This window comes from Leisingera sp. (genome assembly GCF_982940295.1).
Map to the genome: position 1 here is coordinate 151,465 of NZ_CEYXRG010000009.1, position 13,093 is coordinate 164,557.

General features: G+C 56.4%; 5 protein-coding genes and 4 pseudogenes. 6 read left to right on the forward strand and 3 right to left on the reverse strand.

What is annotated here, in order from left to right; genetic code table 11:
• Positions 1-281: 281 nt before the first annotated feature.
• Positions 282-1,667 (forward strand): IS1182 family transposase, encoded by a 1,386-nt coding sequence (locus AC4HIX_RS10725; protein WP_490398976.1) that lies wholly within the window; start codon positions 282-284, stop codon positions 1,665-1,667.
• A 453-nt stretch (positions 1,668-2,120) separates the two neighbouring features.
• Here the strand turns inward: AC4HIX_RS10725 and AC4HIX_RS10730 are convergent.
• A pseudogene (locus tag AC4HIX_RS10730) lies at positions 2,121-2,534 on the reverse strand (transposase); the annotation flags it as partial.
• A gap of 408 nt (positions 2,535-2,942) precedes the next feature.
• Here AC4HIX_RS10730 and AC4HIX_RS10735 point away from each other — a divergent pair.
• On the forward strand, positions 2,943-7,271 hold the full coding sequence (locus AC4HIX_RS10735) for a trypsin-like peptidase domain-containing protein (RefSeq protein WP_490398977.1): 4,329 nt from the start codon (positions 2,943-2,945) through the stop codon (positions 7,269-7,271).
• Between the two features lie 21 nt (positions 7,272-7,292).
• Positions 7,293-7,700, forward strand: coding sequence for a hypothetical protein (locus AC4HIX_RS10740; protein WP_490398978.1), 408 nt, complete (start codon positions 7,293-7,295; stop codon positions 7,698-7,700).
• 156 nt (positions 7,701-7,856) lie between these two features.
• Here the strand turns inward: AC4HIX_RS10740 and AC4HIX_RS10745 are convergent.
• Positions 7,857-8,701 (reverse strand): annotated as a pseudogene (locus tag AC4HIX_RS10745) (transposase); the annotation flags it as partial.
• Positions 8,702-8,778: 77 nt separating this feature from the next.
• On the opposite strand from AC4HIX_RS10745, the pseudogene AC4HIX_RS10750 reads away from it, so the two are divergent.
• Positions 8,779-9,677, forward strand: a pseudogene (locus tag AC4HIX_RS10750) (IS3 family transposase); the annotation flags it as partial.
• Between the two features lie 108 nt (positions 9,678-9,785).
• Here AC4HIX_RS10750 and AC4HIX_RS10755 read toward each other — a convergent pair.
• On the reverse strand, positions 9,786-11,507 hold the full coding sequence (locus AC4HIX_RS10755; RefSeq protein WP_490398979.1) for a plasmid recombination protein: 1,722 nt from the start codon (positions 11,505-11,507) through the stop codon (positions 9,786-9,788).
• A 605-nt stretch (positions 11,508-12,112) separates the two neighbouring features.
• Here AC4HIX_RS10755 and AC4HIX_RS10760 point away from each other — a divergent pair.
• Positions 12,113-12,598 (forward strand): hypothetical protein, encoded by a 486-nt coding sequence (locus tag AC4HIX_RS10760; protein WP_490398980.1) that lies wholly within the window; start codon positions 12,113-12,115, stop codon positions 12,596-12,598.
• 153 nt (positions 12,599-12,751) lie between these two features.
• Positions 12,752-13,093, forward strand: a pseudogene (locus tag AC4HIX_RS10765) (GIY-YIG nuclease family protein); the annotation flags it as partial.

Sequence of the window (13,093 nt, forward strand, 5' to 3'; positions counted from 1 at the left end):
TCGCCGCGCCGCATTCCAGACAATATAGTACCTGGCGTTGTCGTATACTAGAAATGAGGAGGAGAGTTTGTGGAACCCAACACAACGGCAGCTTTTCGAGATCTAAAGGCGCCATGATGCATACGCAGCAAATGACCGCTTCCCGCCCGACCTGCTTGAACTGCTCTGGCGACGTACCAATGATCTGAATGGTAAGTTTGGGCTTATTCCGTTGAAAAACTCCTGCTTGATTGAGGTGCCCGCGGCTGATTCAATTCCCTCATTGGGTGGGAGGATCGGCGATGATGGGACCGCGGCAAGAGGCGCAACCGGCGCTGTTTTACGAGTTCTCGCTCGAGGATCATGTCCCGCAAAACCATTTCCTGCGCTCCATCGACCGGTTTGTGGATCTGTCCGGGATCCGCAGCTACCTTGCCGATTCCTACAGCCACACAGGTCGGCCTTCGATTGATCCCGAGCTGCTGATCCGCATGTTGCTGGTCGGCTATTGCTTCGGCATCCGGTCGGAACGGCGGCTGTGTGAAGAGGTCCACCTGAACCTCGCCTATCGCTGGTTCTGCCGCCTTGATCTGAGCGACCGGGTCCCGGATCACTCGACCTTCTCCAAGAACCGCCATGGTCGGTTCCGTGACAGCGAACTGTTGCGGCATCTCTTCGAGACAACCGTCGCGCGGTGTATCGAAGAGGGTCTGGTCAGCGGGCAGCGCATGGCCATCGATGCCAGCCTGATCGAAGCCGATGCCAACAAGCAAAATTCTACGCCTAAGGAAGAATGGGACGTCAGGCAGATCGATCCCGCCGATGCGCCTCGGGCGGTCCGTGAGTATCTCGACACCCTGGACGAGGCTGCCTTCGGCGCGGCCAGCGAGGTTCAGCCAAAGTTTACGTCCCATTCCGACCCTGCCAGCCAATGGACCGCAGCCCGCAAGGGTCCGGCCTTCTTCAGCTATTCCGACAATTACCTGATCGACACGGACCACGGCGTCATTGTGGACGTAGAGGCGACGAGATCAATCCGCCAAGCCGAAGTTGGGTCGACCAAGACCATGCTCGAGCGCGTGAAGGCCAGGTTCGACCTCCACCCTGAGCGCCTGATCGCAGACACCGCCTATGGCACCGCGCCGATGCTTGGCTGGTTGGTCGACCGCAAGATCGCCCCGCACATCCCCGTCTTCGACAAGTCGGGGCGCAGCGTCGGAACCTGGACCCGCGCGGACTTCGAGTGGGATGCCGGGAACAATCAATACATCTGCCCGGAAGGCCACGAACTGAAGCAATTCCGCCGGAACTATTCCGATCCGAACCGAGGGCCGACCGGCAAGGGTGTCGCGAAATACCGGTGCCTAAAGCACATGTGCCAGGCCTGCCCCTCGAAGTCGCGTTGCTGCCCTAACATGGACTTCCGGTCGATCACCCGAGAGGAGCATGAAGACGCGCGGCAAGTCGCTCGCGACATCGCGAAGACCGACCAATACATCATCTCAATGAAGCTGCGGAAGAAGGTCGAGATGCTCTTCGCCCACCTCAAGCGCATCCTTGGGCTCAGTCGGCTCCGACTACGCGGCCCATGCGGCGCAAACGACGAATTCCTCCTCGCCGCCACCGCCCAAAACCTCCGCAAACTGGCCAAGGTCATTCCCGCACCGCAGCAACCTCAGAAAGCCTGATAAGAAAGGCGCTCACGCTCTTTTCCGGCGCCCATATTCTGCGCCCGCGAACGGGTGTTTTTCCACGGAATCGGCTACCTGCCGTCATTCACACCTAGTGCGGCGAATGCCCAGTCAGATGAAGGTTTTCGACGTGGGCATTTGCGGGCGGTATCGGCTGGGATTGAGTGTGGCCCGCGTTAACAAACCTCTCAGGGAAGAAGCCGCGGGTGCTGGGCGCCACCTATGGGGAAAGAGCGTTGCCGGCTGGTTCTGTGGCAGCGACCGACGTGATGGTGTTGGGGGTGAAGGCGGCCGAGTCCAGAATTTGCCCGAGGCTTTGGTCTGGCTTCAACCCGGGAAAGAGCGGTTTTGCGCGGTCATTGCGACTTTCCGGACGGCTACGGACAGGCGGGCTCGGCCGGTATTGCTGAAGCAACCGGTCTACGGTGGATGGGATGAACGGGCTTTTGGTCATGCGGCCTGTTTCCTCGGTGGAGCGCGGGATCGTGGAACCTCGCCGCGCCGGAATGTCTCGATGATGCGCATGGGGCCGCCGCAGCAGGGACAGGGTTCGCGCAGGGCAAGCGGGAGGATCTCGGCAGCGGGTGCGTCGTCCTGCCTCTTCTCTTTTTCACCGAGCAATGCGCGGAACTTCGAGATGCTGGCCTTGCGGGCGGCGCTGGCCAGCAGGCCGTAGTGCCGGATGCGATGGAAGCCGTCGGGCAGGACATGGATCAGGAACCGGCGGATGAACTCGTGCGTTTCGAGCCGCATGACCTTCATGCGCTCCCCGGATTTGACCCGGTAATCCTTCCAGCGGAAGGTCACGCTGTCGGTATCAGCACTGATCAGGCGGTGGTTGGAGATGGCGACGCGGTGCGTGTATCCTCGATCATCCGCGCACGTAGCGGGCTCATCTTCTCCTGTGTCATTTGAACCTCCTGTCCGATTGAGAAACCTCAATCGTCAGGCAGGTCCGCCACATCACAAAATCGGTGCGCCGCAAGAATGCTTCGCCATGCCAGCCACAAGCGCCAGTGCCGCGAGAGCGGTTTAGTCCCAGAGCCCAACTTGGTCATTAGTCAGGGCGCAGCGAATGACTTCTCCAGCTCTAACGGCGCGTCCTGCGTCCGGCGGGTGATGAGTGTGCGTCTGCGCGCCCATCGTTGCTACGGGGCGCAACTTAGGGCAACATGACCCTCAGCGGGTTCAGCTGGAAAAAGCCGGAAGAGAGGTTGCAAAAACTGATAAGAACTTCGCTGTGCCTTGACGAGTATCTCTGGAGTATAAGCTTTGATACATAATCAATTATTTCATGGTGCGGTATTTATCTCGTGCGATCCCGATGAAGGTAAGGACTTAGCAGACTGGATCAGTCAGAAAATGACGAGCGGGTCGCCGCCTTTACCGAGTATTGTGTCCAATGGCCGAGAAGACGTAACCGCCGCAATTCAGACGTGCTCTTGCTTTGTCCTGGTCGCGACTGCAGCGGCAACGTGTCCAGGCTCAAAGGCGCAAAATGAATGCAAACAGGCGCTCAAGTACAAGAAGCCTATCGTTATTGCGTCAAGGGACAGTGTCGTCTTACCTAGCCGCTTGGCGCGGCGACCGCAAATCACTGTGGCGAAGTCGAACCCCGGAACTTATCAAGCACTGCGCGACGTGGTGCTAGGCACCGCCTCGATACAAGGTCTTTTGAGCACTGCTTCTCAATACAGAAGCGACGCTGAAGAGGCGCGAGACTATCTGGATATCGAAGGCGAAGCGCTTTCCCGTTTAGAGAATGAAATTGACGAACTTAACCGCACGATAGCTTCGCTTTCGGCTGCTCTAGAAGACCCAGAAGGCGTCAGAGATCGATTGAACCGTCGCATCGAGTTAGGCGTTGAGCGAGAACGCGTTCCCGTGGAGCCGAGCAGACCAGCGATCTTGATGCCGTTTGTGTTTAATCCCCCATTTGCCGCCCCAGACTACTTTGAAGACAGGAATTTTGAAACCGAACAGCTTGCCCAATTTCTAAAGGGTCAGGCCGCGAAGGTAATGGTCATTGTCGGCAAGGGAGGGATCGGCAAAACCTCGATCGTTTGCAGAGCGCTGCAGCACCTTCAGTCTGGGCAGCTACCTGACAACCTCGGTCGATTTGAAGTCTCAGGAATTGTCTATTTGAGCTTCATAACGACGAGAACGCCAAGCTTGGAACACATTGTGGAGGGGCTGTTACAGATTCTCCCCGAAACGGATCGGAAGAGACTATCGAGCCTGCTGGCGAGCCAGGAGCTCACGCGCGCGGCAAAAATCCGAGGTATCCTTTCGGAGTTTTCGAACGAAAGATTTTCAGGACCTGTCATCGTTCTTATGGACAACATGGAAGATGGCATTGACAGCGTTACGCACAATATCGAAGACCTTGAAGTGACGAAATTCCTAGAGGAACTCGTTGCTTCTGTAGGATGCCAAATCAAAGTCGTGATGACTTCCAGAATTAACCCGGCCAACCTCCAATCCAACTCTCCGCGCGTACAATTCAACTTACCGCTCGACGAAGGGTTGCCGTCACCTTATGCAGAAAATGTGCTGCGCGCCCTTTCTCCCCGGCTCAGACATGCGGACAACTCCGAACTTGAGGATTTGCGTAAGCTGACGCGTGGTTACCCGCGTGCGATGGAGGCGGTTGGACAAATTCTGAACGACTATGACACGATCATCGAAGACCTGTTGAATGCCGAGTTTTCGGACAAGACATTTGTTGATGCTCTCGTAGGAGAAGCATTTAGCAGATTGCATTATGGTGACCAATTAGTAATGCAAGCTCTTGCAGTGTTTAATGAACCCGTTCCGGCGACTGCGATAGAGTATGTTCTGCGGCCTTGGGAGTCTCATTTGGATGCTGACGGCTCTTTTCGTCGGCTGTCCAACATGCGTTTCGTTCGACGGGAAGGAGCATACTTCTATCTTCACCCTGTCGACAGACAGCACGCCCTGGAGGTCCTCGACCAAACGACTTTTTCGACAGGTAACGACGTTTTAGAAATGTCGTGGAGAAGCATGAAAACCAAAGTCGCTGAATATTACCAGCAAATCCAAGTGCCGCGCCACGAATGGAAACACCTTGATGACATCAAGAAGTGGATCAAACAGTTCGAAATCGAGATTGAGCTTGGCAACGAACACGAAGCGGCAGAAATCGTTGAGGATATATCAGATTTCCAACACGAAAAGGGCGGGTTCGCAAAGAACCTAAAGTTAACCCAATCGCTGATCGCGGTGGCAGAAAGCAAAAGCGTGAAGAAAATGGCGTATAAGAACATGGCGCGGGCAAACTGGCGCGTAGGTAAAGTGCATGAGGCAGTACAGGCACAAAAACAATACATCGACCTGATCGACGGCGACGACAGCTATGAAGCAATATGCGCGCGTGTCAACATCTACATTTACGATAAGGCGCAAGCTTCGCTGGAAGACGGATTGCGTGCTTTCGAAGACTTATATGAACTTTTGCAAGAAAGATACACTTGGAACCACGGCGACGCCCAGACTGCGTTGCAGCAGATTGGCTGGTACAAAAGAGATCTGGGCTACCTTGAGGAAAACGTAAAGAAACAACGCGCTGCGCTCGATGCTGCGCGCCGGACTGGGAACAAGGACAATATTGAGGGTCAGACACACAATTACGCCGAAGCATTAAATGGAGTCGGGAAAACAAGTAAGGCGCTCGGATTATTCGAGGAGGCGTTGTCCCTAGCAGACGAGACGAGAAATCCCCTGTGGCGAGGGAACCACTTGGCAAGAATCGCTAGTATCAAATGGGACATGAACCACAAGGAGGAGGCGTTAAAAATCTCGGATGACGTTGCCAAAATTCGGATCGAGATTGGCAATTTGGGTGGCCAAGCGGAAAACTGTCTACAACGTGCTCGTTGGCTTCTTCTGGACGGTGAGCTTGAAAGCGCAGAACAGAATGTAACTGAAGCACAACAGATTTTTTCCGAGATTTCGAAGCAAGAGTATGGTTCCGGATTGCTGCTTGCCAAAATTCGCGCTGCCCAAGGCAATTGGACAGAAGCGGAGCGTCTGGCCAATGACGCTTTAAGAATAAACAAAGAAGAAGGGACTTCAGAGCGTCGCATTCTATTGGCGATCAGTGCATTGCATCAGGAAAACCACCAAACGGCGAGGTCAGAGTTTAAAAAGGCTCTCGAGGAAGCAAAGGAGCGGCTCTCGAGAAGTTCTCGAAGCGTCGGCGCACTTGTGAACATAGCTTATTCTTCCCTGGGACTGGCGATGCTCGGTGAGGACACGCTGCAAGACGCCATCACATCTTTCAACCGCGCGCGAGGTCTCGTTTCGCTCCCTGGCCGCATTCAAGAGAGACACCAGTGGTTCGGTCTACTAGCCGGGTGTTGTGAAGCGATCGATACCGTGTCTGTTCTGGAAGCCATTGATGGGGTGAAACGCACTAGGGATTTAAAGCCTTCACCCGAGGAGCCGGTTGTGGAAGTGTCACACAATGACAAGATGGGCTTGGTTCGTATGCTCGCGAGACTTGCTTTCATTCATCCAGCGGGTCCGGGGACATTTTTTCAAAACCTGGTAAGGCAATCGAACTTACCTCAAAACACTCAGATGGAGATTAGCAGATCCTTTGGAGACGACCCTGAGAGTGGGGCTATGGATCTGTTTGAGCGTCTGTATCTTCGTGGGATCAATCCAAATGACAAAAATAATTACCTGGGTTCTGTGCTATATGAGTTGCTCCCGAAGCTGTCCGTCGATGACGCAGCGACGACTGCTGCATTAATCACTAAATATCAGTTGCTTAGATCTGATCAGCAAAAGTCTGAGATTGAGATTCGCTATCAAGTTCCGTCAACTGTTCCCTTGCCAAACCAAGCGAGTTCGGTTGGTCCGGAGTTCAGTTGGGATGGCCCTACGGATGAGGTAACCCTTCAGGGCTGGCTGCGACCCTCTCCGGAATATCTGGACGTTTCTTTTCTGCGCGAAGCAATTAGTCGTTCTCGATCCGTTTGCCTTGTGGAGGTTGGAGCAACCGGTGAAACAGGTACAGGGGTGTTGGTCGGACCAGATCTCGTTCTTACGAACCACCACGTTTTGGCCAGAAACAGCGATTTGCTGAATCAAAACGCCCAAACCACCACGCTGCGGTTTGGGGCGTATACCAGCGAAGCTGCCCAAAACAAGAACGGGCAGGTTGCCAAGCTTTTTGACGAGAAACCCGTCGTTGGCTACAGCCCCGTAGATGAGTTTGACTTCGTGTTGCTGCGCGCGAGCCACGACATCGAGTCCTTCTGCGACCTGGTGCCCGCTACTCTGGGCCAAGGTATACCAGTCAAGAATTCTGCAATGCATATTTTGCAGCATCCCAACGGGGGCTCGATGAAATTGTCCATCAGCGACAATGGCGTCACTTCGGCGAACCACGAGAACGGCAAGATACAATACATCACACGTACCTCCGGTGGGTCGAGCGGCTCCCCCTGTTTCGATGAGAATTGGAATGTGGTCGCCATTCATCGCGCCGAGATCTCCAAGTCGTTTGGCTCAATTCGTGAGGGAGTTCTCCTGAGTTCGATTTATCCGCGTATCAAAAAGTTTTTGGCATAAGGCATTCAAAAAGGAGGCAAAATGTCCAGACGCATTCGAACGGTTTCGCCGCAGAGTTCTCAGTCATCTCGCCCGGATACGTACTTTGATCGAGTGATCAAGTACATCCCTGCGGATATTGTCGGGGCGTGGGTTGCTGCATCGGGAATTGTGAAAGGAGCGCAGGGTGTTCCCGCAGAAAGCCTACTTTGGATAGTTTTCATCTTTGGCGCTGTCCTCACGCCTGTTTGGACCCTTCGACAGACAAATGAGCCCGAACAGCAGCCCGCATATCTGCAGGCTGGCATTTCAACTCTCGCCTTTTTTGTTTGGGTGTTCGCGCTGGGTGGTCCATTTGCCCATTTTGAATTCTACCATGAAGCTTATGGGTCGCTTCTGCTTATCGGTTTCACTCTGGCCGTCGGAGCTATTGTTCCTGGTTCCGAGTGAGTGTCACAAGAAGCTCCTGGTTGTTCTGCCAAAAGCAAGGAGCCTTAGATCACATCAAGGTCAGTGAATTCGGTAATTGGTTGGTGTCCGTCATCAAATGAAGTGGCCCGATTGAGCTGGCAGCGTTGAGGACGGCCTGGCTCGTCGATAGTGATCTTACGCGGCGCGCCCGAGATTGAGCAAGCGTCGCTGTTTCAGTGTTCTTTCCTTGGTTTTTCTCCTTTCTTTCAGAATACCGTCGCTGCGACCGAAGTAGACATCGGCCGGTGTCAGATTGCCGAGGCTCTCGTGGTAGCGGCGGTGATTGTAGTGATCGACGAAGGCTCTGATCGCTTCCTCGAGTGCGCCCGGCAGGTAATAGTTTTCCAACAGGATGCGGTTCTTGAGCGTCTGGTGCCACCGCTCGATCTTACCCTGGGTCTGCGGATGATTTGGTGCCCCTCGAACGTGGTCCATACCCTGATCTTCGAGCCAATCCGCCAGGTCGCCAGAGATGTATGATGAGCCATTGTCGCTGAGCAGCCTCGGTTTGTGCCTGACGGTCGCGGACGAACAGCCTGATGCCTCCAACGCCAGTTCCAGAGTGTCGGTGACATCGTCGTTGTGCAGAGCTTCCATGCCACGATGTAACGGCTGAAGTCGTCCAGGATCGTCGAGAGATAGAACCAACCCCAGCCAGTCACCTTCAGGTAGGTGAAGTCCGTCTGCCAAAGCTGGTTCGTTCTCGTGGTCTTGTCATGGAACTCGTCGGCAGCCTTGATCACGTTGAACGCCGGGCCAGTAATCAGGTCCTGCTCCTTGAGGATACGATAGACTGAAGGCTCTGACACAAAGTACTTTTTCGTGTCTGTGAAGCGGAATGCCAGCTCACGCGGCGATAGTTCCGGCTCATCAAGAGCGAGGTCAACGAGAGCCTGCCGGATCTCGTCAGGGATGCGGTTCCAGACCCGGCCGGGGTGCGGACGGCGATCCTCAAGCCCGGCTTCACCAAACGCCTCATAGCGGACAGGTAATCCCCCCCGATCTTAAGGGGATGCGGAAGTAGAATTTTCTCGGCAGGATGAACGAGGAGATTCCGATGAAGAAGACACGTTTCACAGAAGCCCATATCTTGAGTGTGCTGCGCCAGATGGAGGGCGGTGTGCCTCCCGCCGAGCTGTGCCGCGAGCACGGGATGAGTAGCGCCACGCTGTACAAGTGGCGGGCGAAGTATGGCGGCATGGACGCCAGTCTCATCAGTGAGATGAAGGCGATGGCCGAAGAGAACCGGCGGCTGAAGCGCATGTACGCTGACGTCAGCATGCAGAACGACCTGCTGAAGGAGGCGCTTTGAAAAAAATGATCCGGCCAGCTCAACGCCGAGAGTTGGCCGTGAAAGCGGTGGCGATGAAGGGCGTCAGCATTGCGCTGGCATGCCGGGCATTCGATGTCAGTGAGACGTTCTATCGGTACAGCCCGAAGCTGGACGGGGAGAACGAGCAAATCGCCGACCTGCTCCTCGGCCTGACGGCTGCAAGGAAGACTTGGGGCTTTGGCCTGTGTTTCCTGTATCTGCGCAACGTGCAGGGTCACAGGTGGAACCACAAGCGGGTGTACCGGATCTACCGCGAGCTAGAGCTGAACCTGCGGATCAAGCCTCGCAAGCGTCTGAAGCGGGAAAAGCCGGACGAACTGGCTGTGCCTGAGGCCCCGAATGAGGTCTGGTCGATGGACTTCATGGCCGACAGGCTGGGAGATGGACGGCAATTCCGGCTGCTGAACGTTCTGGACGACTTCAACCGCGAAGGACTGGGCATTGAGATCGACTTTTCACTGCCTGCGAAACGGGTTGTTCGAGCCCTGAACCAGATCATCGAATGGCGTGGTGCCCCTGGGAGAATTCGAGTCGACAACGGCCAGGAATACGTCAGTGGCACCCTCATGGAATGGGCCGAGAACCGGGGCATTAGCGAAGAAAGACCGGCCCCCACACGGCCTGGAAAAATCCTCGCAAGTGCAGCAAGAACTGCGCATGAGCAGCGAAGGGCAGGATTGTCCGGCACAGCAAACCTTGGCTTGTAACGCAGCAAAAGGCAGCAATCGGTCCTATTTCGGTCCGCTGTCTATCCCACCGAGCGAGATCCTCGACAGCCGCGCTGCATCTTCCGGCTCCCATTTCTGACGCAGGCCGCGCACATAATCCGCTTCATGCTTCAGCTTTTGCCGTTCCTTGGCGAGGACGCGTTTCACGGTCTGGGCCACCAGTTGAGCAATGCGCGTGACCATTCGCATTGCTGGGCGGATTTCTCTCAGCGTTTCGGCCCGCGCACCCTTGGTATCCGGAGCGGCCGCGCTCCAGGCCAGGCCTGCCTGCTGATCCGCAGACGCCTCCCGCCAGAAGACCGCCCCATCAGCAACCAAACCCAACCCGGTCCCGATGGCATCCGTGATGACCTCTGCCTCCGTTGCCTTCAACCGGACCTTTTCTTCTGCCTCCTGCAGCCTCTTCTCCTCAGCCAGCCGGGCAGCCCGGGCCTCAGCAGCCGCTTTCTCTGCCTGACGGCGGTGCTGAACCATCTGCTGCAGCTGAGCGGCCAGATCAGATTTCTCCGCCTTCGTGGCGTTCAGCACCTGCTCGGCCTGTTGCCTTTCTTGGATAACCCGCGCGCGTTTTTCCTCTTCGGCCTTCCGCGCTGCCGTTTCGGCCCGGTACTTTTCTGCAGCTTCTTCCGCCCTTGCCTCATACCCTTTCACTCTCGGCTCCAATACCCCGACCTCAGCCACAATTTTCTTTTTCAGAGCATTCGCGGCGTCAGCCGCTTTTTTATTCTGCACAGCCTCTGCCTCCGCTGTATCGCGGCGGCGGATCATCTTTGCAGCTTCCCGCGCGGCCCGCTGTTTGCGGGCCCGCGCCTCTTTTACCGCGCGCTTACGCGATTTCTTGACCGTGGCCTTGGCCAGGTCCCGGCCGGTTTCAACGGCCGCCTTTGCCTCGTCCTGGGCATCGCCCAGGATGCGCTTCTTCTCCGCTTGCGCCTTGAGGCGCTCCTCGGCACGCCACTTTGACGGCGGCACATGCTGCCGCCGCTCGGGCAGAGGTTTTCCCTCTGCCCGAGCCTGGCGCCGGGCCTCGGCACGGCGCTCCCCCCGAGTGATCCCAATTGTCTCGAAGGCTTCTCCGGCAAGATCCTGGGCATGCTCATAGCTTTTGATGAGCGGGTTCTCAGATGCCTGCAGCAGGATCTGATGCCCGCGGTTGGCGGATGGTTTCTCGGTCCAAACGGCCACGACAAAGTGGATGTGATAAGCCTCCTCATCGACGTGGGCACTGGCATAGCGCAGTTGCCCGCTTGGAAAATTTTCTCGGAGGAACGACATGGCGGTTTTGCGGAAAACAGAGACACGTTCCGGATCCCATTCAGAGAGCCCTGCGCCGCCGAACCAGTCTTTGTTGACAGTGAATATGCCTTCCCGAAGCGGGCCCCTGCTGCAGGACCGCCAGGGGTCTGCAGGCCCTTCCGCCTCCAGCTTCCTGGCGTCCTTCATGCGTGACTTGGCTCTGAGGGCACGCAAGTGCTCCTCGTGATTGTGACGGCGCATCTCAGCAATTTCGCCGCGTATCTGCTGCTGCCAGCCCGGCTCGCCGGCCAGCACCTGGTTCAGCCGCGACAACTCCTGGTCGACATGATCCAGGTCGCCGCCGCCGCGCTCGTCATGCATCTTAAACTTGCCAAGGTCCCGCGGAAACAAGCCTGCAAATCGCAGCACGACCGGTGCTTCATTAAGAATTACGGGCTTTGAGTTGGTAAACTTGGGCTGTACTGTCATCTTGCTGCTCGGATCTGCTTCTCTGATCCGAGTCTCCGCGAAGACGAAGAAAATCCCGATAGGCTTATTTTTGTTTTTGTGAGGCTTGTACTCACTAGGCAAGTTGCAATCCAGGGGTGGGCCCCGGAATTGCAACTTGCCAGTTCGCGAGGGGGATACCCCCTTCGATCCCCTCCTCGTCAGCTTGTTTCAGGCCTTCGCCTTCAAAAGCTTCCTGCGGCCAGCAGCCTGCTGGACCCGCCCTGCCGGGGGCCGTGGATGACTTATTCTTTTTCGATAATCTTGAATGGCAGAAGGGTGTTTCGCTTCCGTAGCCTGTTGCCGATCAGCTTGTTTTATCCAGCCAGTCAATCAATGCGCGCCTAATCATTTCCGGACGGGTTGGGAGATCAGGTTCGAGACGACGTCGGTCATCGATTGCATTTATGAGTTCTCGCGGCAATCTGAGCGTTAGCGCTTCTGTGTCTTTCTTGGGAGGGGCCATTCCGATATTACCATTTTGATGTTGACATCATGATGGCATTATCGCACATTGTTTAGGCGAGGCAAGAGCTGGAACCTCTTACCTCGCCCTAATCACACTGACCTCGGCTATGGAGACCAGCATGACTACCATCCCCGTTATCACGCGCCCCGGCGCGGCAAAACCCCTGTGGCCGGCATCTGCCGCAAATGACAGCCCCACCTTCATCACCCGCACCTTCGGCGCACTGACCAAAGCAGTGGATGAAGCCCTTGAATTGGAGCGTGATCTGTCGCACGCTCTTTCGTGGGATCCCGCATCCACCGGTATCCAAGAGGCCGCAGAAGCCAAATGGCAGGATTGTTTGTCATTAAGCGGTGAGATCTTTACCGCACCTCCGGTCTCCGCATCGGACAAACCGCTGCAGCGCATGGGCATGCTACTGCACTTTCTGATCGAATCTGAGAGCCTGGACGAGGCACTTCGGTTCCAGCAGCTGATGCATGAGCACCGGGACCTTTTCACTACCGATGATCCCGGTGTCCGCGAAGCGCTGAACCGCGCGGCGCGGCAAGTCGACGCCGTGGTGGAGATGGCAGTGACAGCCCCGGAATTCGCGCCGGTCTGATCCGCCCAATCCCCCGTGACATCACCTGACCCGGCCCGCAGCGGATCTCTCCGCCTGCGCCCGGCCGCGTCATGCCCAAATCCAGATTTTCCCGGCAGGTGCCCCATATGCGGCGCCTGCCCTCTCTCCCGCCTTGCGCAAATGGAGTTCTCAATGACCCATACATCAACCGCCACGCCCGCCGCCTTCCCTCTCACCATTCACGCCCACTGGCGCGCGGCCGCCGAAGCCAAGGGCTTCGGCATCCTGCAGCGCATCAAGGACCGCTATCACCTGCTCCTGTCCTGCCACGCCTGCCGACGGACACACGCCAGCAAGATCTTTGTTCTTATGAACAGCCAGCCGCAGTGCCCGCACTGCATTCAAGACCGGTGGCAGGCCGACGCTGTGGCCGCAGGTTTGAAGTGGGCAGGCCGCGATCCGGAAGACCGTCACTATGCCCACTATATCGCCCCCTGCGGCCATAACTTGCGCCGGCAATTTGAGATGGTGAAG

Coding starts and splice junctions, on each gene's coding strand:
- AC4HIX_RS10725 (WP_490398976.1), top strand. CDS start 282: ATGATGGGACCGCGGCAAGAGGCGCAACCGGCGCTGTTTTACGAGTTC.
- AC4HIX_RS10755 (WP_490398979.1), bottom strand. CDS start 11,507: ATGACAGTACAGCCCAAGTTTACCAACTCAAAGCCCGTAATTCTTAAT.
- AC4HIX_RS10740 (WP_490398978.1), top strand. CDS start 7,293: ATGTCCAGACGCATTCGAACGGTTTCGCCGCAGAGTTCTCAGTCATCT.
- AC4HIX_RS10760 (WP_490398980.1), top strand. CDS start 12,113: ATGACTACCATCCCCGTTATCACGCGCCCCGGCGCGGCAAAACCCCTG.